The sequence below is a fragment of the Pseudoalteromonas sp. TB25 genome (assembly GCF_000497995.1).
GTDB lineage: Bacteria > Pseudomonadota > Gammaproteobacteria > Enterobacterales > Alteromonadaceae > Pseudoalteromonas > Pseudoalteromonas distincta.
Map to the genome: position 1 here is coordinate 1 of NZ_AUTI01000412.1, position 21,377 is coordinate 21,377.

The window sequence follows — 21,377 nt, forward strand, 5'->3', positions numbered from 1 at the left end:
TGAATCGCCCCGAGTTCATCGGAGACCAGTTTGTTTAAGTCAGGCCACTTTACCTGACTCGTTTAAATTATCATAGTAGTCTGTTTCATATTGAGCTGGTGAAATATACCCAATTGAAGATAATAAGCGTTGATTATTAAACCAATTGACCCACTCTAACGTTGCGTATTCAACAGCATCAACATTCTTCCACGGGCCATTTCTGCGAATAATCTCTGTTTTAAATAATCCATTTATTGTTTCAGCCAATGCATTGTCATAAGAGTCACCCACACTGCCTACAGACGCTTGAATTCCAGCTTCAGCAAGTCGCTCAGTGTATCGTATAGACAAATATTGGCTGCCTCTGTCGCTGTGGTGAATTAACCCTTCGGGGTTGCCACGATGCCAAATAGCTTGCTCTAACGCATCAAGAATAAGCTCTGTGTGCATTGTCGTTGATACACGCCAACCTACAATGTATCGTGAAAAAACATCTATCACGAAAGCGACATAAACAAACCCACTCCATGTGGCAACATAGGTGATGTCAGCTACCCAAAGTTGATTTGGCTGCTCAGCAGTAAATTGACGATTAACTAAATCAAGTGGCTTATCTTGTTGCTCGTCAGGTATCGTTGTCTTATGTGCTTTACCCCGACGAACACCTTGAATTCCCATAACTCGCATCAATCGTTCGACTGTACAGCGGGCGACTTGATGGTCGTCAAGCTGTAGCTGCTTCCATATTTTTCTTGCACCATAAACTGACATATTATCCTCCCACACTTCGCGAATGAGTATTATCAGCTCAGCATCACGCTTTTTGCGGTTAGACAGTCGCTCAGGCTCTCTTTGTATCTGTTTATGAGAATAATACGTTGATGGTGCAATCGGCAATTCCTTGCAAATTGACTCGACACCGTAATGCTCTCTGCAAGCATCAATAAAATCCACTATTACTTCTGTTTGCGGTCGAGCTCCGCTTGGGCGAAAAAAGCGGCAGCTTGCCTCAGGATATCATTCGTTCGCTTGAGCTCTTTATTCTCGCGCTCTAAGACGGCAAGGCGTTCTTCAGTTGATTGCGTATTAGAAGAGGGTTTAGACGGTTGAGCTTGAGATTTCTTGACCCATGCTCTAAGTGTTTCTGGGGTACATCCCAGTTTATCTGAAATCGATACTAGCGCAGCCCAAAGAGAAGGGTATTCATGCTGTTGTGTGGTAACAAGCCTAATTGCACGTTCACGAAATTCTGATGTATAGCGATTTGATTTTTTCATAGTTCCAGTTTCTCAAGTTATTGAGTCTCTGGCAAACACGGGGCGATTCATTCAGACTTTGAGTTAGAACCTGCTCAATAGATATTAAATAATTTTGTATCAAATCTCCCTTATTCCATACAGGAATATTTTTGTAGAACCCCCCTTTGTTTATCACTAAGTTCCTATTAACTGGATGACGTATATTCATTATTTTCCTCTTGATTTTAGTTAGTCACATAAGAGGTGTCTCCTTAGTAATTATTTATCCATTATTGCTTTATAAGTTTGAAAAGGTAGTGCTGTGTATATATTACCTATACAGAAAAACAACCCATCAGGTTTGTGTGGTATGAATCAAAAAACCATAGGCTGTTGAGTTGAATTTAAGTGAAAGAAAAAAGAGAAAAGTAGTACCGATGTGGGATCAATTCATCTGCCTGCAAAGCTTAATATTTGCTTTTTCAAAACTAGCATGCGATAGATCATAAAAGCAAAACTAAGAAAATAAACACTAAAACATAGCTTACCCCAGTAAAAACGAGCTCATACAAAGCATCTTAGTTACGTTTTTTTTACTATATATAATTTTATTTTTTATGAATAAATCACTTATAAATTACGCTTTAGTTATGCTATAAATAAACTTCACTTTATAAGGAATTACAAAAAATGTCATGGCTAGACACATTCAAAAATGATGAAAGATCACTGTATTGGTTAGTTGAATATATTCATCACACTGAGTTGTTTCAGGTAAATCGATTTCCTAGAAACATTCAAGAAGCTCGCTATATTATTCAGTGCTGGGAACATGAATCCATTAATGTAAAAGGGTGGCGTCTCAAGTATGAATTGAGAAAGTTAATGAAGAGTTACTTTGCAAATATGCTACCTATTGAGAGTTTCAATTGGCTGTCAGATAGAGAGCCAAAACAGTTATGCTGGGTATTTTTTTACTTGAAATTTAACCCTCCTAAACGCTATTACTACGCCCCCCCAAATAAGTACTTTCGAGATTTTGCTTGTAACGTTAAAGAGATTTACCCTCTAATCATTAGAATTTTTGATGCTACACTTTGCGGCGAAGAAGTTAAACAAGACTACTTACTGACTATGAAGCGCAGCTATTCACAGTTTGTAACAGGTAAAACACCACTTCCATGGTTAGATATAAAAGATGAAAAAACATGTATCTGGGTTTGGCGTTATCTAATAGAGAAACTAGAGGTAGCTTCAGGGAAAAAAGATACGCTCCAATTCATAAAACCAATTGATAATGAGACAATCTATTGGTCTGTTATTGCGTTGATAAGTAATTGGAATTTTTTAAACGGTCGCTACTTAGAGCGTTTCACTGCACCACTAACAAGTATTACTCTAGTTAGTAAGTACTTTTCTAAAAAGAAGGTTTCTAATCACAATAATACCGTAAATATTACAGCGAGAAATGCGCCCTTCATCGACCTGAACACAGAAAACAGCTCTGAGGTCACAAATAAAACACCTTTTTTAGAATTATATTCGCATTATCTAGAATTAAAAAACAAAGACAAAGCTGCTCTTAAAAAAGCCTCATTAAAATCATTGAACTGCGATCAATATGCACATTACAAAGTTAATCCATATCCTAATAGCGCAATCATGGGATATGTAGAAAGAAAATATAACGGTATAAGATTTACAATAGACGGTATAAATACTTATCAGGATATACCCGTTCACTCTAATGCATTGAAATTAAATATAGTTTTTGTTGGTTTAAAAAAAGACAAGCTACCAACAACAAGTGAACTAACTACAGCATTATACAACGCACACAAACAAAATATACTTCGCCAAAAGAATAATAACCTCTTTGGTTTAACCAAAGCCAACCAAAAAAAACTAACCAACTACGCTAAAAAACTAAATACTACAGAGAGAAAAGCTCTCAATGAAATAGTCAAAGCAAAACTTGATTAAGTACATTTATTTGAGACTAGCCTGCTCAATTAACTCACTCCACCAGCCCATTATTGGCCTGCGTTGCTCTAAATAATCAGAGCGGTTATATGCCGCTCTTGTTTCATTTTCATCTGCGTGGGCTAAGCAGGCTTCAACTAACAGACTATCGTAACCTTTTTCATGAAGTGCTGTAGAGGCGACAGAACGCAGTCCATGGGCTACCAGCTTACCTTTGTAGCCTAAACTGCGTTTAATGGCTGCATTCACCGTATAGGTACTTGCATGGCCCTTTTCATTACGCTCACTCGGGAATACATATTCATGGTGACCGCTGAGTGGTTTCATTTGTTCAAGTATTGCCAAAGTTGCAGGCGTTAAAGGCACTCTGTGGGCCTTTCTACGCTTCATTTCTTCGGCTGGGATCGCCCATACAGCCTCTTCAATATTAATGTCAGCCCACTTAGTGCCTGCGGCTTCCTTTGAGCGAGTCATAGTGTGCAATTGCCACAAGATTAAAAGTTTAGTTTTATTCTGAATAGTTTGTGAGTTATTCAAAGCAGTTAAAAAATCAGGGAGCTCTTCAGGCTTAATAGTAGCCATATGTTCTACTTTATTTTTAGTAAATACTTTTATGATTTTTGCTAGTGGATTAGCATTGATGAAACCATGGTTTACTGAGTAATCCATGATTTGATTCAGGCTTTGGCAAATACGCTTGATTGTAGAGTGTTTACCGTCAGCCTCAAGTGGTCTTAGAATCTCAATGGTATCAATCGCTGTAATGCTTTCTAAAGGCATGCCCTTCATTTTCGGGAAAATATACATCTCAAGCGTTCGCCATTCTCTAGCTGCATGATGAGGTGTAACAGTTGGCTTTTTTCGTTCAAACCAAAGCTCTGCGGCAGCTAAAAAAGTATTCGCAGCTTTTCGGCTCTCTGTTCGCTTTTTTGCAAGCTCATATGCCTTTGGGTTAATACCTTGCGCTAGTAGTTCTTGATACTCAATAGCTTTAGTACGTGCGTTAGCAAGCGATAGTGCTGGATAAAGCCCAAGGGGTAATTTATTAAATTTATCACTTATTGGATCTTTAAACTTAAATTGCCAAGATTTAGTACCACTAGGTAAAACACGCAGTTGAAGACCGCCACCGTCAGAAAGCGTTTGTTCTTTGCCTGTACTAGTAATTGATTTTATTTTCTTATCCGTTAGACGAACTACAGGCCTAGCCATAATAAGCTCCATAATGATGATTAAGGCTAGTATATATAAAACATAATCTCATGGGTACTAACGTGGGTACTAAAAATAGTAGAAGCAACAAGATTAGACTGGACAAATACGGAATAAAAACAGATTAAACACATGTTTTTTAAGGAGTTTAAGTAACACTACGGAGCGGCACGGAAGTTAATACAAGCGCCCAGGGAACCACTGGATAGCCATTTTTAACTCCTAACGTATAATTAACCGCTATTTTAACTGGCAATTCATTTAATTGCGCTATACTGGCGCAAATTTTTTCAGATTAGTTGTTATGGCTCTTAAATCCACCATTATGAAAGTGCAGTTATCGCTTAGCGATATGGACCGCCACGTTTATCAAGATTTTAATTTAACCTTGGCTCAACACCCATCAGAAACCGACCAAAGGTTGATGATTCGCTTACTCGCTTTTGCGCTAAATAGCTGTGATGGTTTAGAATTTACTAAAGGGTTAAGTGCTGATGATGAGCCTGAACTTTGGCATGTAAGCTATAGTGAAGAAATAGAACTATGGGTTGAACTTGGCTTACCAGATGAGAAACGCCTTAAAAAAGCCTGTAATAAATCTAAAAAAGTGGTGCTATATACTTATGGTGAAAACAATCAAGCAATTTGGTGGCAAAAACATCAACCTAAATTGTATGAATTTAAAAATCTAAGTATTTTTAGCCTTGATTACGCAGCAACACAAGCACTTGCTGCTTTGGTTGATCGTGGAATTAAGCTCGCCATTTCCATTCAAGATGGTGAAGTATGGGTAAATACCGATACAACCAATATTGAAATAAAACCGCTACAGTTAATGTAATTACGGTAGTTATACCAATTGCATTAAATTAGTTATCTATTATAGCGACAAATAAATAAGTCGATAACAAGGCGAAAATTATGACATATAGTTGTTCTATCTAAATAATTTTTAACGCAGGTAGCGGATTATCTAATACGCTAGGATGATCATGTTTTTAATAAAATTGGTATTAGGGAGCATATGAAAGTTAAACACGTTATTGTTTTACATGGCTTGTATATGTCTGGCTTTGTTATGCGCCCACTTTGTTCACGACTTGAAGAGTCGGGTATGACGGTATTAAACATTACCTATAATACGCTCGACCCTCACCGCGATACCATATTTGCACAAATTGATGAGTGTATTTCTAACGAACCTGCAGCGCTTGTATGCCACTCAATGGGAGGGCTGATTGCACGTGCTTACCTAGAGGCAAACTCTCCTGCTAGCCAGAATATTACGAAGGTAATTACACTGGGTACTCCACATAAAGGCAGCCATATAGCGCAAAAAATGAAGCAAAAAGGGTTTGAATCATTTTTAAAAAATAGTGTTGAATTTTTGCTTACTAAAAATGGTAATTGGCCTTTTAAAGCTAAGCTTTATAGTATCGCAGGGGATTTACCTATTGGGCTTATGCCTTTAATAATCAAAGGTAGCCAGTCAGATGGCACTGTATTACTAGATGAAACCAAACTTAAAGGTATGGCCGAACATAAAGTGTTTCATTTAAGCCATACCAGTATGATTTACTCGCGCCAAGTACTCGATTACATTTTAAAGTGCTTAAACGAGAAAGATTAATCCTCAGCATTGGCTGCTATTTTATAACTAATTAAAAATATCACAGCCAGTATCAGCGGAATGGGCGCCGCAATGTAACCAAAAAAATCTGAGTTCGCAAAGCTTGCTCCTGCTAAGTGCGCGACTAGCCCAAGCACAAATGCGATGACTGCAATTCCTACCACGATTAACTCTGCTTTATTTTGTTTCGCTGTTTTTGCATGCATGTTATCTCTCCTAATTATTTCGACAACATTATTATGCGCCGTTAGGGTGGATGATTTTTGACCTACATCAATAAAAAAATAGCTAAGTTATTACCTTGAATAAAGTTTGTTTTAGATCATGATTTATATACTTCTGGGTTTTATTTATTTTTGAGGGGTAGTATTTTTATTAATCAGTCCCATTTCTATTAATAGTCTAAAGTGAATACAGGTATCAAAAACAGCTAATAGGTTAAAACTATTAACTAGATACATTTAAACGATTTTACTAATTTATCGAAATTAGTAATACTTATCACAAGTTCACAAACAAACGGTTATTCAGGAGCAAGTTATGTCACATGTAAACGCAATTGGTCTAAACAGCGCAAAAAGCGAAGACATCATAAAGTCACTCAATACATTATTGAGTAGCTACCAGATTCAATACATGAATGCGCGTGGTTTTCACTGGAATATTAAAGGCCGTAACTTTTTTGAACTACACGTTAAGTTTGAAGAAATTTATAACTTGCTACTTCTAAAAGTAGATGAAGTTGCAGAACGTATTTTAACGTTAGATGGCGCACCACTACATGCATTTTCTGATTACCTTGAAGTAAGTAAAATTAAAGAAGCTAAAGGTATTAGTGATGGTGTTACAGCCGTAGAAAACCTACTTGCTGGTTACAGTACATTAATTCACATGCAGCGTGATATTTTAAGCCAAGCTGGTGATGCAGACGATGAAGGTACAGCCTCACTAATGAGCGATTACATTTCAGAGCAAGAGAAACTGGTTTGGATGCTAAAGGCTTACTTAGACTAAACCAGCAAAAAAAAGCCCTCAATGAAGAGGGCTACAAATAGGGATAAATCGTTAAATAATCAAGCGATTCGGTTACTATATTAGCCTCCTCCCAATACTAAACAACGCCCCTGTTACCAGTGGCGTTGTTTTGGGTTTAAGTGGGTGTAATGCTCATATATTGGGATAAACAATGTATAAGCATTACTACTACATTATTTTTCCCCATGAAAAAGCCCCAGCAATACTGAGGCTTTGTGAACGTTACGAATTAAGTAACTATATTAGTGTCGTTATTGTTGGTTAGAATTTACTTCTAAAACCTATGTAGAATGATTGACCAATTGGGTCATACGTACCTGCATCTGTTTCAGTACCAGTACTTGAACCGCTCACACCCGATAAAATGCGTGGTGGCTCTTTATCAAATAAGTTACTCGCACCAGCGTAAAGCTCTGTTGAATCGCTGATATGGTAACTTGCTTGAACATCATGATATGTCACTGAACCAATCCCTACTCCACCTGGAGCAATACCAAAACCACTTAAGAATTGATCATCAAAGTCTGCAGCGCCAATGTAAGTTAAGCTCCAGTTAAAATCAAAGTCGTTAAGTTTATAACCAAAGTTCCAGTTAGCTTTATGCTCTGATGCACCAATTTCTCCAGCAAACTCATCTTTATCAGCGCCTGGAAGTGGAATGCTATAACCATCAATTAGGTAAGTATAAGCAAGGCGAGTTCTAAACGCACCTGGGCCAATATCAGTAGAGTACGTTAGTGTTAAATCAACACCTTCTGTACCTAAACCACCACTGTTAGATACACCACTGTCAATAAACTCTAGTGAACCAGCACTATTATTACCTGATGGCGCACTACGACGAGTTATAAAGTCACAAAAGCTTGTATCGCCACCACCATAACATTGGTCAAGAATAAACTGACGAGGTGTTGATACGATTGCATCTGTAATTTCGATATCAAAGTAATCAAGCGTAATGTCTAGGCCTGATATTAGATTTTCTGGTGTAAATACTAAACCTACTGTCACAGAGTCACCAACTTCTTCTTTTAAATCTTGGTTGCCACGGTTAAAACCACTAATACCTTGTAAGTCAGACTGGTTAAGCGTGAACTCGCCATTTGAAGCGATATTAGTTGTAACACCAACATCTGTACGACAAGCATCACCTGCAGCACCACCGCCACTATTAGTAACACCTAAACATGGATCGTTTAAACCACTTGGGAAAGTTTGTGAAGGTGGAGAAAATAGTTCATCGATATTTGGAGCACGTGTTGAACGTGCACGGGTAGCACGTAAACGTAAGCTATCCATTACTTCCCAGTCTATACCCACGTTCCAACTTTCAGTATTGCCTACTGTTGAGTAGTCAGACAAACGAACTGCTGCATTCATTGTTACAGAATCAAGCACGGGGATGTTTGCTTCTACATAATATTCAGTTACATCAAACGAGCCTTCTGTTGCTGGAATTGCATTACCCGCATTAAGGCCAGCTTGCTGTAGAGCATCAAATTCACTACGTGAGAACTCTTCACGGTATTCAAAACCAGCAGCGATACCTACCGTACCTGCCGGTAAATCCAATAAATCACCTGAAATATTACCACCAATGATTTCTTGCTCAACCGACGTTGAAAGTGAGCTAGGTGCACTTACAAAATCAATAGCACCTTGCGATAGCGAATTGAAACCGTAAATGTCTACCGGCGCACAGTTAAAGCCACGTGCTGTCGCATCGATACAAATAGCCTCATCAGTAATACCATCACCATCTAAATCTTGGCTATCGATAACAGCCTCTAAACCTTGACGAAAGCTTTGTACGTTAACTAAACCACCAGAAACTTGCTGCTCTTTTGTTTTACCGTATACATAGTAAGTATCGTAGAACCAACCATCTGCTATTTCACCTTGAAAGCCTAGTGCTAAACGGAATGTATCACGCTCAGCTCGTGCTCCACGGTTACCGATATCACTTAAGCGCTTTGCAAAAAAGATATCACGCATACCATCACCATCGGTGTCGGTTGCTGCGTTATATATATCATCAGGTACAAATGCGTTACGCAATATTTCACCGTTTACATTAAATTCAATTGGTACTTGGCCATTTGCATAGATGTCGTCAGAGGCAAAAGGAAATGGCTCTAATTCAGAAACGGTTGTTGTTGCAGCGTAAGTACCTTCATAAAAAAAGCTATGCTTGTCGCTTAGCTCGTAGCTACCATTTGAGGCAAATAAGTAACGTTCTGTAGGTATCGCTATCGTACGTACGCCACTTCGGTTAAAACCATTTGCAGCTACGCCATCGCCACCGTTAGTACTAAACGAGTTTTGTAGGGTGTTTGCATCATTAAACGTAAATGTTTCATCCCCAGCGCTAAAGCGACCCTGTGGCGGAAATGAAGATAAAAATGGACTTACAGCATCAAATACAGAACCTGGGTTTGCTACTGGATCATCTTCAAAGAAGATACCTGAAAATTGGTCTACTGCCGAGCGGTCACGGTCACGTGAAAAAACAGCACCTTGATCAGAATACCCAAGATGGAACATCGCGTGCCCTTTCCCATCTGAGCTTGATAAGCCTGAGGTAAAGTTAAATTGGCGTGATTCATCATCGCCTTCGCTTGATTCACCATATTGGCCTTCGAATTCAATACCTTCAAAATCATCTTTTAGTACAAAGTTAACTACACCAGCAACAGCGTCAGAACCATAAACAGATGAAGCACCACCTGTCATAATTTCAACACGTTCGATGAATTGACTCGGAATAGTATTTAAATCGACAGCAGAGCTACCTGGTACACCTGATACATAACGACGACCATTCACTAAAACCAATGTGCGGTTAGAGCCTAAATTACGTAAATCAACAGTAGCAACACCCGCACTTGCGGTATTAAAGTTTGAGTTAGTACGGCTAATAGCTGGTGTACCAAATGCAGGGTTCTCTAATAATAAGTCTTGAATATTTAATGACCCTGATGCATCGATAGCAGCACTATCTACAACTTGAATAGGAGCCGATGACATTGCCTCAGCTGAACGAATTCGAGATCCTGTAACTTGTACGCGTTCTATTTTAGTTATTTCGTCATCTTCTGCTGCAACACCTTGAAATGAAAAGCTTGCAAGTATCGCGCTGCTTAGCGCAACTGTTAACGACGATTTTTTAAATAATCGCGCGCTACCTTTGTTAGTTAATGTCATATAATTCCCCTGAATTGTTATTTTTGTAACTAAATGGTTACTTCGCGGATTACAGTAAGGGGATTTATTTAAACACTCTACGGGCATTATTTATGAGGCGTAGTCTTTGGTACGAATAGCAGCTTTTATGGGATGAATCAGTACGTCACAATTATTTTATAAATATATTGTACTTTTCATAACAGTTTTTCCGCTAAGCACGGTCTTTATTATTATATACAGCAAGAGATATAAAATAATGATCGCTTCTTTTCATGCATTAACTTTTGTTAGTAACACTAAGTTTGCAACATTTTTAACAAAGCGTGTGCAAGATCACCGACACTTTGAATCTCAATCTTTTCTTCAAACAAATAGGTTAGATCAAATAGACACAGATCAATACAACGTACTGTTTTACGAACTAACCAACCTAGCTGACCCTATGCAAATAGTGCATTTAACTGAGCTTGCTAAAAAGCTGAAGTTAGTCATTATTGCTCAATCGGGACATTTTGCGAGTTTTGCCTTTGAAGTTGGCGCTGTAGATTTTTTAATATTAGATTCAACTGCATCACGTATTGATAAATGCTTTGATAAGCTGATTCACCTTTGCCCGATTGCAAGTGCGGCCGAACGCCAATACCAGCAAAGCACACAAGCTGAAAAGCCATCATCACACATTGTGGTTAAAGATGTAGGTAAGGTAAGGCTAATTGATATAAATGATATTATTTGGATTAATGGCGCGGGCAACTATGTAGAGCTGCATTTTACCCAAGGTAATACGCCGGTACTACATCGCGAAACCATGAAAAATATTGAACAACAACTAGAACCTGAAGGATTTGTTCGCATTCATCGCTCTACGCTGGTAAGAAAACAAGCTATTTGCGAACTGATGCCTACTGACAGTGGCGATTATAGAGTAAGACTGAAAAACGATATGTGTTTAAACCTTTCACGGCGCTATAAAGGGTGTTTAGAGAGTATTATAAGCCCTCTTCAATAGCGGTTTATAATACTCATATTAATTACCAGTTCTGTTTTATATAACTGTCATTTGGGTGCACTAATAAATAGCTTTCGGTATCTTTATAAAAATTAACTTCTACATCGCTATTTTTCCATACTTTTTCAAACATATTTTTAGCTATGATATTAATGTTTATATAATCAACTCGTTGATAGCCACGTTCTTTTACACCGGCAAAATAGGCCTCTAATGAATCGAGGCCATCCAAAGTTAACAGCTCAAACTCTTTTAAATTAACAACCACAAACTTAATCGTATTTTCAGGGTGAGTGCTCAACTCCTGAACAACTCCATTAGTTAACAGCGTAATGCCTTCATTATTAAAGCTCCCTTTCAATTCTAAATACATCTGAGGGGGCTGTGAACAAATTTGAAATTCACCATGTGCACCAAACATATATCGCCTTACATATATCAACTTCTATATATAGGATAATACAATTTTCCGATTTTGCAGTTAATTTAATAAAGCAATAAAAAAGGCCATTTCGAGTGCTTTTTCCTCTAAACTTTTAAAGCGACCTGATGCACCGCCGTGCCCTGCATCCATATCGGTTTTAAATACTAAAATATTACTGTCAGTCTTAAGTTCACGCATTTTTGCAACCCACTTCATAGGCTCCCAATACTGCACTTGTGAGTCATGAAGACCGGTAGTAACGAGTATGTTCGGATAGTTTTGGGCGCGAATATTGTCATACGGCGAGTAAGCTTCAATTACATCATAAAACTGAGGCTCATTTGGATTACCCCATTCATCATATTCATTTGTTGTGAGCGGAATACTTTCATCAAGCATCGTGGTTAATACGTCTAAAAATGGTACATGACAGCCAACACCGCAATATAACTCTGGTGCTTGGTTTACAACCGCCCCCATTAATAAACCACCAGCACTGCCGCCTGAGGCAAACACCTTGCTGCTATCACAATAGCCTTGTGCAACAAGCGCTTTTGTCACATCAATAAAGTCACTAAAGCTATTTTGTTTATGCTCTTTTTTACCTTGTTCGTACCACTCGCGACCTAGCATTTCAGAGCCTCGAACATGTGCTATTACATAAACAAAACCACGATCGAGCAAGCTCAGCGATGAACTTGAAAAACTTGGATCAATCGTATAGCCATACGCACCATAGCCGTATTGAAATAACGGATTTGTGCCATCTTTTTTAAAGCTGTCTTTTCGATAAACAACTGATACGGGTACTTTCACTCCGTCCCGAGCAGTTACCATTAATCGCTCAGACTGATAGTCATCGGCATTAAAACTACCGAGTACTTTTTGCTGTTTAAGTAGTGTTTTTTCGCCAGTTGCTAAATCAACATCATATAAAGAACCTGGTGTTGTTAAACTTGAGTAATAAATACGCGCAGTGCGTGTGTCTGGCTCTGGGTTCATTGCTATTGCAGCATAATAACAAGGATCGGCAAACTCAAGTGCCATACGATCCCCTTGCCTATTAACAACTACAAATCGAGCTTGCCCTTGCTCGCGTTCACTCAATACTAAAAAGTCATTAAATAACTCTACACCTTCAAGCAGTACATTCTCTCTGTGAGCTGTATGCTCAACCCATTGTGTTTTATCAGCAATTGTTTCGTTTGTTGCCGTCATTAATCTAAAGTTTTTAGCTTGCCAGTTAGTCACAATATAAAATGTGTCACCTAGCTTATCTACGTCAAACTCGTGGCCATCTTCACGCGGCATTAATGCTTTAAATTCGCCAGTGGGCTTATTAGCATCAAGCACCCATGTATCGTTGGTCTCTGTCGATGCTAAATCAATAATAATTAAGCTTTCATCGCGGCTTTTACCAAGTCCCATAAAAAAGCTGCTGTCTTGCTCTTCGTAGACCATTACGTCTTGGCTTTGCTCGCTGCCAAGCTCATGCCTAAATACTTGGTATCCTAATAGCGTTTTTAAATCTTTTTTTACATAAAAAACAGTTTTATTGTCGTTAGCCCAAACAACTTGTCCTTCTGTATTTTCAAGCACATCAGGAAGCATTTCACCGGTCGCTAAGCTTTTAAAGCGAACATTATAAATACGACGACCTTCAGTATCTTCAGAGTAAGCCATAAGCTGCTCGCATGGGCTTAGTGCGACTTCGCCCAGCTCAAAAAACTCAAATCCTTCAGCTAAGACATTAACATCGAGTAAAAGCTCTTTATTATCGGCCTTTATGCTCGTACTTCTATAGTGACGTGAGTATTCATCATCACCACGAACTTCTGAGTGATACCAGTATTTCCCGTCTTTAACGGGTACCGAATTATCATCTTTTACAATGCGTGCTTTTAACTCTTCAAAAAGTGTATTTTGTAGTGGCTTCATAGCAGCTAACTGTTCATCGCAGTACGCATTTTCAGCATGTAAATGCGCAAGTACTTGCTCATCCTGGCGATCGTCATCACGCATCCAATAGTAATTATCGGTACGTATCTTATTATGAGTACTTAATGTATGGGCTTGCTGTTTAGCAATCGGGAAATTAGGTAATAAACTTAAAGAGTAGACAGGACGAGACACAACAAAACCAATTAAAAAAATAATGTGATTTGCAGTTTATCATAAAAATAAAAAAGCCCATCCAATAGTTGGATGGGCTAAAACGGTAAACGCTTCATTACTAAAACCGCTATACCTTTGGGAAGATAATTTAAGCTTTATATTTGCTGCCAAGCCATAGCCCAGCTTTGCCCTACACCGGGTTCGAACATAGACTTATTATCGTCATTCGTGCGGCAAAACTCATTAAATGGCCAAGGCCTGCATTGATATACATGCCCAGTTTTTGGCTGCAATACCTTTGTACCCGCATTATAGTTTTCACAATTTTCAGGGTACACGTAATCATAAGTATCAAGGTTCTTAACAACACGCTCATCGCATTTTGCAATACAATGAAAGTCGACGTGTGCTTTACATATACCACTGCTTTGCAAAGCAAAAATTTCATTATTTCTATAGGCTACAATTAAACCCTGTTCGGTCATTTTACCTGCGCTAACCAGAGGAACATGCACATTAATATGCTCGGCAACTAAACGTGGCCATGCGTGAGGCTCACCTTGCTCAAGCGAGGTGATCTTGTAATCAAATGATAAACTAACCAGCTCTCCTTGCATGTCGTAAAAGGTTACACTCACCACATCACCAATAAATAATTGGGTATGATGATTTAAGCAACCTATTGTTGACCACTTTCCACAGGCCAACGACGTATGCATAAACACGGCAACACCTTAAGAGTTACAAAATTTTATCCATAGACTATGGATACACAAAAAATACACTGAGGGCAAGTGATACATAACAACACGTTATGCAGTAGTCCCGCTACCATAGCTTTTAAAAAGCCTTAGACCGGAAACTTTGCGTCCTAACCTTTCGGCTAGTTTGCCAGCAATGCGGCGATTATAATTCGACCCCGCATAACAATCAAACAAAAGAATGTAACCAAAAACAAAAACCAACCCTTTAAGGTTGGTTTAATGTGTTTTTAACTAAACAAATAAGTTAAAGGCTCTTTCGCCCACGTAAATACCAGCAACACCAATAAAGATATAAATATTAACCACGCAGGCCAAGACGCTTTTGTTACTTTAGCCTCAGAGTCATCCGCTTTTAACTCTTTTGAGCCTGTGATCATCGCCTTAACTAGCGGTTTGCCTTTTATTCTATAAACAATAATAGCTAATACATGCAAGCCAATAGCATAAAGTAAAATGTCAAAATTCAGCTCATGTAGCCAATTGGCAAAATCAATCGTATCGCTAGACACATATTGAGCAAGCGGCCCGTCAGTTAAAATACCATCACTGCTCATTAAGCCACTTACAAGTTGCGTTATGATCAATATAAAAAACACTATCACCATACAGCTACCGGGTGCTGAATGGCCTAACGATTCGCTTGGTGATTTTAATGCCTTTAAAATAGCTCTAGGAGAGTGCAGTAACCCACTTAATCTCGCGGTTTTACTACCAATAACACCCCAAATTAAACGTGTTACTATAAGTGCTAAAGTAAAAAAGCCAGCAACAAAATGAAGCTCAATCATGCCCTCTTCAATACTAAAATAAAGCACTGCAATACTTACAACCAAAAACCAATGAAAGCATCTAATAAACCCATCCCACACTTTTAACGTCGTCATTGTGCCTATCCTTAAAAAAACAGTATTATTTAATTTGTTAACTACTTTAACATCATAATATTAAGGTATCCTTATGAGCCATTCTACAAGCCGTGAGAGTAAATATCATGCAACCAGTTAAAAAAGCTATTTTAAAAGGCTTTTTAGATATGCTACCACTGTGTTTAGCCGTTGTTCCTTGGGGTATTTTATGCGGCTCTTTAGCGATTCAAAATGGTTTTAGCGCCTTTGAAACCCAAGCAATGTCGTTATTAGTATTTGCAGGCTCTGCACAGCTTGTTGCGATTGAACTTATGGCGGGCAACACACCATTGCTCACAATTTTATTCACAACATTTATTATTAGCTCTCGGCATTTTTTATACGGGTTAGCCGTGCGTCATAAGGTGATTGATCAACCTATGCGTTGGCGCTTACCAGTAAGTTTTGTTTTAACCGACGAGCTGTTTGCGTTTTCTCATCATCGAAGAGCATATAGAACAAAAACACGCTTAATATACGCATTAAGCGCTGGTTTTAGCTTTTATATTGCATGGAATATTTGGACGTTAATTGGCATTGTAGCGGGCACAATGCTGCCCGACCTAACTAATTTAGGGCTCGACTTTGCGATTGCTGCCACGTTTATCGCGTTAGTTATTCCGGGAATCAAAAATTTGGCCTCACTCGTTACGGTAATTGTAGCAGGCGTTAGCGCAACGCTTTTAAAAAGTACCGGATTTGAGTTATGGCTTGTTTGCTCAGCGCTGCTGGCAATGGCCGCAGGTTATAGCACAGCAAGGCTAACCGCTAAAAAGGAAGCAACGCCATGATGACAACTATTTTACTCATGGCGTGTATTACATTTTTTACGCGTTATTTATTTTTACACCGCGCTTTACCGTTTAAAGTAGGTCCTAAAATGCAGCAATTTTTAAGCTTTAGCGCACCTGCGGTGCTTACAGCAATTTGGGTGCCTATCGTGTTTTTGAATGAAGATGGCATTAACTTAGACTGGCAAAACCCTTATTTAAGCGCAGCAATAGTCGCTATCATTGTTGCCTATAAAACACATAATATTTATTACACAACACTTGCCGGTATGGGGCTATTTTTAATATTAAATTAGAGCACTCTTTATACTTTATGAAATACTGTACTCAGGTTAAAATACCAATAACAATAATAAAAAAGACGCCAATATGCACAAATTCCATCAATTAAGCGCAACAAGCTTGCAGGGTCAACCTATTAACTTTAGTGATTTTGAAGGTAGGGTTGTGCTTATTGTTAATACCGCAAGTAAATGTGGATTTACCTACCAATACGAGTCGCTTCAAGCTTTGCATAATAAATATGCTAGCCAAGGTTTAGTTATTTTAGGGTTTCCGTGTAATCAATTTGGTCAGCAAGAACCCGGCGACGCTACACAAATAGAGCAAGGGTGTTTAATTAATTTTGGTGTGAGTTTTTTAATGGCGGCCAAAGTAGATGTAAACGGTAAGCATGCTCACCCAGTCTTTCGTTTTTTAAAATCGGCTTTACCTGGTTTTTTAACACGTAAAATAAAGTGGAATTTTACTAAATTTTTAATTGCCGCAGATGGCACGCCAATTAAACGTTATGCACCTTTTACTAAACCAGAAAAGCTAGAACTTACAATTCAAAAAGCTTTGGCACAAACTAAAAATGCGCTTTAAAAAGTAATAAAGAGGCGCAAGGCCTCTTTATTGCCAATACTACTGAAACTTAAACATACGCATAACTGCACATTTAAACTCTCAATATTAATTGGTATTTTATTTATACTAGTGAAATTTAATCGGTGTAATCGCTTAAATCATCTTCGCCTAGATTTTTACGCAAGCGTTTTTGCTCAAGGTAGTCTTCCAACTTCTTTTTAACCTTTTGCTTGTTCTTATCGTGTTGATTACGGCCGAGCATTTCGTACTCGTCTTCAACAAAATCGTCATCTAGCGCATCGTAACTAAATGTCTTACCCACAACCCACTCCATAAAGTGTTTGAGACCAACCAAGGATTTTATTATCGCAATAGTCGGTAAAATTAAAATGTTTAACGTCAAAATGCTGTGCAAATTAACATCAAAATAAAGCCACGTGACTACTGTAAATAGTCTTCATGTCAGTAATGTGAATAAATAGCGCTAAATTTGAATTGAGGAAAGTGAGAGTTTTTTATCGTATCGATAAATAAAATTTATTAATTTTTATTAGTTAGCCAATTTGACTAAAAAATAGTTATTTATTAATTAATTTCATTTACTAAAAAACAAACAAAAACAGTTAAGCATATGTTTTATATTAAAAAATAAAACTGGCATCAAACTTGTTATTAATTAATCGTCATCAACAAAAAGTAGAGAACAAACATGAAAAAATTACTATTAGTTAGCGCATTAATTTGTTCACCAGCCGCTATGGCTCATAACGATAACGATTCTGCAATTTCATTTAGTAATGATGAATGTAACGTCGAATTTAAAAATGATGTGCGCATTAAGCCAAACGAATTGGAAATTTTTACCGCCAACAATAAAACCATGCAGTTTAATACCCATGGTGACTTAACCGTAAATGGCGAACTTGTAGCGCTGAATAGTTCGCAGCGCGACGCGCTAACCAAGTACTCTGATAGCTTACGCACTCAATTACCTGAAGTAGCTAATATAGCGCTTGAGGGTGTTAAAATTGCCGGAGTAGCATTAGAAGAAGTAGGCAATGCATTTAATATTGACGGTCTTGATAATATGTCTGAGCTTATGGATGACATTAAAATCGAAGTAGAAAACACATTTTACCAGCAAGGTACATTTGTGATGGGCCAACAAAGTTTTAATCAATTTGGCGAAAACTTTGAACAACAATTTGAGCAGCAGATAGAAACAGCGGTTGAATCAGCAGTAATGCAATCAATGGGCAGTATTTTAGTTGCTTTAGGTTCTGAGTTACTTGGTTCAGGCCGTGATATGGATGCCTTTGAACAACGTATGGAAAATATGGGTGCACAAATAGAAGAAAAAGTAGAGCTACATGCAAGCGCACTTGAAGAACGTGCCAACTCTTTATGTGGAAACTTTGCTGATATTGCAAAACAAGAAGAGCAATTAGTAATGCAAGTGCCTGAGCTTGAAGGTTACCAGTTATTTAGCTTTAAACAAAATTAGTACAGCAAACGTTATTTAACATCCCTTTGGCAGCACTTAAGTTTACTTAAATGCTGCTTTTTTGTGTTTCGCAAACTTATACCAACCTGCATAAATCTTTGAGCAATTTAACGAATTAAATTGCACTATAACGTCGTTAAAAATTTTTTATTTAGAACAACTCGATACAAAAACTTTTGCCTAGTTCTAGCGTAATTTTCTTAACGTTAAATAGACCCCATATATAAGCAGATTGGTATTACTTTTTAGCTAATAAAGTAAGCTTACCCAATGTAACTATTGCTTGCTCAATTTGCGCGTTCCATTGCACACCATAACTTAATCTTACGCAGCTTTTATATTTATTAGAGGCCGAAAAAACAAGCCCAGGGGTAATACTAATACCAACCTCAAGCGCAAGTAAAAACAATGTTTGGCTATCGTACTCGCCTCCTAAATCTAGCCACATAACGCAGCCTCCTTTTGGATCGCTTATACGTGTGTTTTTTGGCATAGCTTGTTGTAAGCACCATCGCATACGCTCTTTATTATCGCGCAAGCGTTGCCTAAGTACTTTTAAATTTCGGTCGTACTCACCACTGGCAATAAACTCAGATAACGTCCATTGGTTTATTAACGAAGCAGAGCAACTTAGTGCTCTTTTATATCGCCTTGCTTGCGTTGCAAATTTACCCGCAACTAACCAACCTACACGATAGCTCGGCGCTGCCGTTTTAGAAAAAGATGAGCAACTAATCACTAATCCTTTTTTAGAGTACGCTAAAGCAGGTGTGCCTCGTTTTGCCGTAAAATATAAATCGCCATATACGTCATCTTCAATAAGCACTACGTCATGACTTTCAAGTAGCTCCACCAGCTGCTGTCTGTTTGTATCAGGCATAAAGCTGCCCACAGGGTTACTAATTGCAGTCGAGAATAAACACGCTTTTATATCATGCTCATTTAAAGCGCGTTCCAAATCACTTAACCAAATACCATTATCTGGGCACAGTGGTATTTCGAGCGCTTTAAGCCCTAGGCTTTCTATTAACTCGATAATCCCGTGATAGCAAGGCGTCTCAATGGCAACTACATCGCCTGGCTTTGTCACACACTTAAGTGCAATAGCCATGGCTTCTTGCGCACCATTGGTGATCACAAGCTCGTCCATATTTATGCCAATACCAAAATCTAAATAGCGATGCACCAATTGCTTTTTCAGCGGTACAAACCCATCTGTTGGTCCATAGTTAATAGCTTTACTGCCCGCAATTGTCATTACACGGCGCATGTTTCTGGCGAGTGCTTTATCGGTGGGTGCAGCAGCAATTGGATTAGCGATACCAAAAGGGACTACGTTAGCTTGATGAATGGCGCTGTATACCTGCTCTATTAAGGCTTGTTTATTTACCACAACAGGCTCGCGACTCAATTTAACTCGCTTAGGTAAGTTATGCGCGGCGTTAACAGCTTTTAAAAAGTAACCTGATTTTTCACGTGCCTCTACTAACCCCTGATCTTCAAGTGTTTGATAAGCTTGCTTCACTGTCGGAATACTAATGTTTAAGTTATCTGCCATTTTACGCAGTGATGGAAGTTTTTCGCCAGGGAGTAAAACCTGCTGGGCGCTCATATCTCTGATCAACTGAATAACTTGCTGATATAGAAACTCATGCCCCTGGCTATTTTTTTGTCTTATCATCACGCATCCAAATCTGTATAGGTTACATTTTTACTTTTCTGTATATGGTAAGTATACAGATAGGTCTTAAAATAGCCATTCAATCGGGCTTTGGAGACTAACCATGAAAAGTGCAACGCTATACATTACAACCGTTTTAATTTGGGGTTCTACTTGGTTAGCCATCGAATTTCAGCTAGGTGATATTGCGGTAGAGCTATCGTTATTTTATCGCTTTGCTATTGCAGCGCTTTTAATGTGGTTATATGTAGCGTACAAAAAACCGGATATGCGCTTTTCATTAATCGATCATGGCTTTTTTGCTTTGTTGGCTATTTGTAATTTTGCCTTAAATTACTTAATGCTTTACTGGGCACAAAATTACTTAACCTCCGCTATGACCTCTATCGCCTTTTCACTATTGCTGGTTATGAACATAGTTAACACTCGACTATTTTTTGGTAAGCCTATCTCAAAACGAATTTATACCGGTGCCGCACTCGCTGTATTAGGTATTACGTGTCTGTTTTGGCCACAGTTACAGCAGTTCGACTTAAGTAATGGTGCATTGGTCGGGTTACTACTTGCCCTTGGTGGCACCTTTGTGGCTTCATTGGGCAACATGGTAAGCGTTCGTAATTCTCGTAAGCAAATTGGCGTATTGCAGGGCAATGCATGGGGCATGTTATATAGTGCTATAGGCTTAGCTTTATATGTATTAATGAACGATGTGCAATTTAGTTTAAACGCCCCAACTAGCTACTGGTTATCATTACTTTATTTATCAATATTTGGCACAGTAATCGCTTTTGGTTGTTACTTTGCACTACTAAAAAATATAGGCCCTGAAAAAGCCAGCTACGTTATTGTTTTATTCCCGTTAGTGGCAGTAACACTGAGTAGCTTTTTTGAAGGCTTTGAATGGCACGCAAATACCTTTGCAGGGTTTAGCTTAGTGCTATTAGGTAACGCCATTGTGCTTACCCCAACAAAACGAATTAACGCCTTTTTAGCTAATAGAGCAATAGCTAAAAGTGGCTCCGTCCCCAGTTAGACGCGTTATTAACGCAACTAACGCAAAAGCGCCTAC

General features: G+C 38.4%; 20 protein-coding genes, 1 riboswitch and 1 other annotated feature. Of the genes, 10 read left to right on the top strand and 10 right to left on the bottom strand.

Annotated elements, in window-relative coordinates; all coding sequences use genetic code 11:
• Positions 1-39: 39 nt before the first annotated feature.
• Positions 40-1,259, bottom strand: a protein-coding gene (locus L652_RS0118705; RefSeq protein WP_223230517.1) for an IS3 family transposase whose coding sequence is annotated in 2 segments (ribosomal slippage) — positions 40-971 and positions 971-1,259 — 1,221 coding nt in all. Because the reading frame shifts where the segments join, the coding sequence is not laid out codon by codon here.
• Positions 865-981, bottom strand: a sequence feature (AL1L pseudoknot). Its footprint overlaps the gene before it by 117 nt.
• A 651-nt stretch (positions 1,260-1,910) precedes the next feature.
• Here L652_RS0118705 and L652_RS0118715 point away from each other — a divergent pair.
• Complete coding sequence (locus L652_RS0118715) at positions 1,911-3,203, top strand: hypothetical protein (RefSeq protein WP_024597135.1); 1,293 nt, start codon at positions 1,911-1,913, stop codon at positions 3,201-3,203.
• A 6-nt stretch (positions 3,204-3,209) separates the two neighbouring features.
• Here the strand turns inward: L652_RS0118715 and L652_RS0118720 are convergent, their stop codons facing one another.
• A complete protein-coding gene (locus L652_RS0118720; RefSeq protein ID WP_024597136.1) occupies positions 3,210-4,415 on the bottom strand; it encodes a tyrosine-type recombinase/integrase in 1,206 nt (401 codons plus the stop codon).
• A 304-nt stretch (positions 4,416-4,719) separates the two neighbouring features.
• Here L652_RS0118720 and L652_RS0118725 point away from each other — a divergent pair, with 304 nt between their 5' ends.
• Both L652_RS0118725 and L652_RS0118730 read left to right on the top strand, forming a co-directional pair.
• Positions 4,720-5,256 (top strand): YaeQ family protein, encoded by a 537-nt coding sequence (locus L652_RS0118725; RefSeq protein ID WP_024597137.1) that lies wholly within the window; start codon positions 4,720-4,722, stop codon positions 5,254-5,256.
• Between the two features lie 183 nt (positions 5,257-5,439).
• Positions 5,440-6,045 (top strand): alpha/beta fold hydrolase, encoded by a 606-nt coding sequence (locus L652_RS0118730; RefSeq protein WP_024597138.1) that lies wholly within the window; start codon positions 5,440-5,442, stop codon positions 6,043-6,045.
• On the opposite strand, the gene L652_RS0118735 is transcribed toward L652_RS0118730, so the two are convergent.
• Entirely contained in the window at positions 6,042-6,251 is a 210-nt protein-coding gene (locus L652_RS0118735; RefSeq protein WP_024597139.1) for a hypothetical protein, read from the bottom strand. The genes L652_RS0118730 and L652_RS0118735 overlap by 4 nt on opposite strands.
• A 334-nt stretch (positions 6,252-6,585) precedes the next feature.
• Between L652_RS0118735 and L652_RS0118740 the strand changes: the two genes are divergently transcribed.
• Complete coding sequence (locus L652_RS0118740; protein ID WP_004334993.1) at positions 6,586-7,059, top strand: Dps family protein; 474 nt, start codon at positions 6,586-6,588, stop codon at positions 7,057-7,059.
• 282 nt (positions 7,060-7,341) lie between these two features.
• Here the strand turns inward: L652_RS0118740 and L652_RS0118745 are convergent, their stop codons facing one another.
• The gene (locus tag L652_RS0118745; RefSeq protein ID WP_024597140.1) at positions 7,342-10,284 is read right to left on the bottom strand and encodes a TonB-dependent receptor; all 2,943 of its coding nucleotides are present in this window, start codon (positions 10,282-10,284) and stop codon (positions 7,342-7,344) included.
• Between the two features lie 238 nt (positions 10,285-10,522).
• On the opposite strand from L652_RS0118745, the gene L652_RS0118750 reads away from it, so the two are divergent.
• Entirely contained in the window at positions 10,523-11,275 is a 753-nt protein-coding gene (locus L652_RS0118750; protein ID WP_024597141.1) for a LytTR family DNA-binding domain-containing protein, read from the top strand.
• A 22-nt stretch (positions 11,276-11,297) separates the two neighbouring features.
• Here L652_RS0118750 and L652_RS0118755 read toward each other — a convergent pair whose 3' ends face one another.
• The 4 genes from L652_RS0118755 to L652_RS0118770 all read right to left on the bottom strand — a co-directional run bounded on the left by L652_RS0118755 (position 11,298) and on the right by L652_RS0118770 (position 15,462).
• Entirely contained in the window at positions 11,298-11,696 is a 399-nt protein-coding gene (locus L652_RS0118755; RefSeq protein ID WP_024597142.1) for a hypothetical protein, read from the bottom strand.
• Positions 11,697-11,756: 60 nt separating this feature from the next.
• On the bottom strand, positions 11,757-13,832 hold the full coding sequence (locus tag L652_RS0118760) for an oligopeptidase B (protein ID WP_024597143.1): 2,076 nt from the start codon (positions 13,830-13,832) through the stop codon (positions 11,757-11,759).
• 137 nt (positions 13,833-13,969) lie between these two features.
• Positions 13,970-14,533, bottom strand: a complete 564-nt coding sequence (locus L652_RS0118765; RefSeq protein WP_024597144.1) for a hypothetical protein — start codon at positions 14,531-14,533, stop codon at positions 13,970-13,972.
• 96 nt (positions 14,534-14,629) lie between these two features.
• Positions 14,630-14,717: riboswitch (cyclic di-GMP riboswitch) on the bottom strand.
• 88 nt (positions 14,718-14,805) lie between these two features.
• A complete protein-coding gene (locus L652_RS0118770) occupies positions 14,806-15,462 on the bottom strand; it encodes a cytochrome b/b6 domain-containing protein (RefSeq protein ID WP_024597145.1) in 657 nt (218 codons plus the stop codon).
• 107 nt (positions 15,463-15,569) lie between these two features.
• Between L652_RS0118770 and L652_RS0118775 the strand changes: the two genes are divergently transcribed.
• The 3 genes from L652_RS0118775 (at position 15,570) to L652_RS0118785 (ending at position 17,141) form a co-directional block, all read left to right on the top strand.
• Positions 15,570-16,274: an AzlC family ABC transporter permease gene (locus L652_RS0118775; protein WP_024597146.1), complete on the top strand. Its 705-nt coding sequence runs from the start codon at positions 15,570-15,572 to the stop codon at positions 16,272-16,274.
• Positions 16,271-16,570 (top strand): AzlD domain-containing protein, encoded by a 300-nt coding sequence (locus tag L652_RS0118780; RefSeq protein ID WP_024597147.1) that lies wholly within the window; start codon positions 16,271-16,273, stop codon positions 16,568-16,570. The genes L652_RS0118775 and L652_RS0118780 overlap by 4 nt, the downstream gene beginning before the upstream one ends.
• Positions 16,571-16,643: 73 nt before the next feature.
• Positions 16,644-17,141 (top strand): glutathione peroxidase, encoded by a 498-nt coding sequence (locus L652_RS0118785; RefSeq protein WP_024597148.1) that lies wholly within the window; start codon positions 16,644-16,646, stop codon positions 17,139-17,141.
• Positions 17,142-17,259: 118 nt separating this feature from the next.
• Here L652_RS0118785 and L652_RS0118790 read toward each other — a convergent pair whose 3' ends face one another.
• The gene (locus L652_RS0118790; protein WP_007579801.1) at positions 17,260-17,445 is read right to left on the bottom strand and encodes a hypothetical protein; all 186 of its coding nucleotides are present in this window, start codon (positions 17,443-17,445) and stop codon (positions 17,260-17,262) included.
• A 387-nt stretch (positions 17,446-17,832) separates the two neighbouring features.
• Here L652_RS0118790 and L652_RS0118795 point away from each other — a divergent pair, with 387 nt between their 5' ends.
• Positions 17,833-18,627: a YggN family protein gene (locus L652_RS0118795; RefSeq protein WP_024597149.1), complete on the top strand. Its 795-nt coding sequence runs from the start codon at positions 17,833-17,835 to the stop codon at positions 18,625-18,627.
• A 238-nt stretch (positions 18,628-18,865) separates the two neighbouring features.
• Here L652_RS0118795 and L652_RS0118800 read toward each other — a convergent pair whose 3' ends face one another.
• Positions 18,866-20,308 (bottom strand): PLP-dependent aminotransferase family protein, encoded by a 1,443-nt coding sequence (locus L652_RS0118800; RefSeq protein ID WP_024597150.1) that lies wholly within the window; start codon positions 20,306-20,308, stop codon positions 18,866-18,868.
• Between the two features lie 103 nt (positions 20,309-20,411).
• Between L652_RS0118800 and L652_RS0118805 the strand changes: the two genes are divergently transcribed.
• The gene (locus L652_RS0118805) at positions 20,412-21,341 is read left to right on the top strand and encodes an EamA family transporter (RefSeq protein WP_024597151.1); all 930 of its coding nucleotides are present in this window, start codon (positions 20,412-20,414) and stop codon (positions 21,339-21,341) included.
• Positions 21,342-21,377 lie beyond the last annotated feature (36 nt).